Origin of the sequence: Pseudoalteromonas sp. MMG013 (assembly GCF_018100885.1) — a bacterium.
Classification (GTDB): Bacteria; Pseudomonadota; Gammaproteobacteria; order Enterobacterales; family Alteromonadaceae; genus Pseudoalteromonas; species Pseudoalteromonas aurantia.
Genome location: NZ_JAGJEE010000101.1, coordinates 1 through 667, shown reverse-complemented (window position 1 = coordinate 667; position 667 = coordinate 1). Strand labels below are relative to the sequence as shown.

Here is a 667-nt window from a genome sequence, read left to right as displayed (position 1 = left end):
GCTATCTGTGTTGGTGCTCAATGACACAGCGTTGCCGAATTCATCTTTACCGCTCAGCGTGACTGCAAGGTTGGTGATCGCCAGATCTTTACTTTCTTTAACACCATTTTGATTGCCATCAACAAACACCGTGCCCTCAACACGGGCTTCGCCAGCATTTGGTCGTTCAGTAAATATCACCTTGCTTGGTTTACCTACCGTGGCTACCTCCACTGCATTTTTACCCGCATAGGTATTCTTAATGCCATCAAGGTAGTCTTGGCCATCTTCATAGCTGGGTGTGTCCGCGCGCGTCACCACATATCCGTCTATATCCGGTTGGCGCAGCTTAGTAAAACTGAATGCACCATTACTGTCGGTGTTGGTGCTCAATGACACAGCGTTGCCGAATTCATCTTTACCGCTCAGGCTGACTTCAAGGTTGGTGATCGCCAGATCTTTACTTTCCTTTACACCATTTTGATTACCATCAACAAACACAGCGCCCTCAACACGGGCTTCGCCAGCATTGGGCAGCTCGGTAAAGATCACCTTACTTGGTTTACCTACCGTGGCTACCTTCACCGCGTTTTTACCCGCATGGGTATTCTTGATGCCATCAAGGTAATCTTGGCCGTCTTCATAGCTGGGTGTATCACCGCGTGTCACCACATACCCGTCAGCATCA

General features: G+C 49.0%; 1 protein-coding gene. It reads right to left on the bottom strand.

All coding sequences use genetic code 11. The annotated features are described in order from the left end of the window. Positions 1–667, bottom strand: a 667-nt coding sequence (locus J8L98_RS24520; protein WP_210998668.1) for an SdrD B-like domain-containing protein, incomplete at both ends; no start/stop codon positions are given.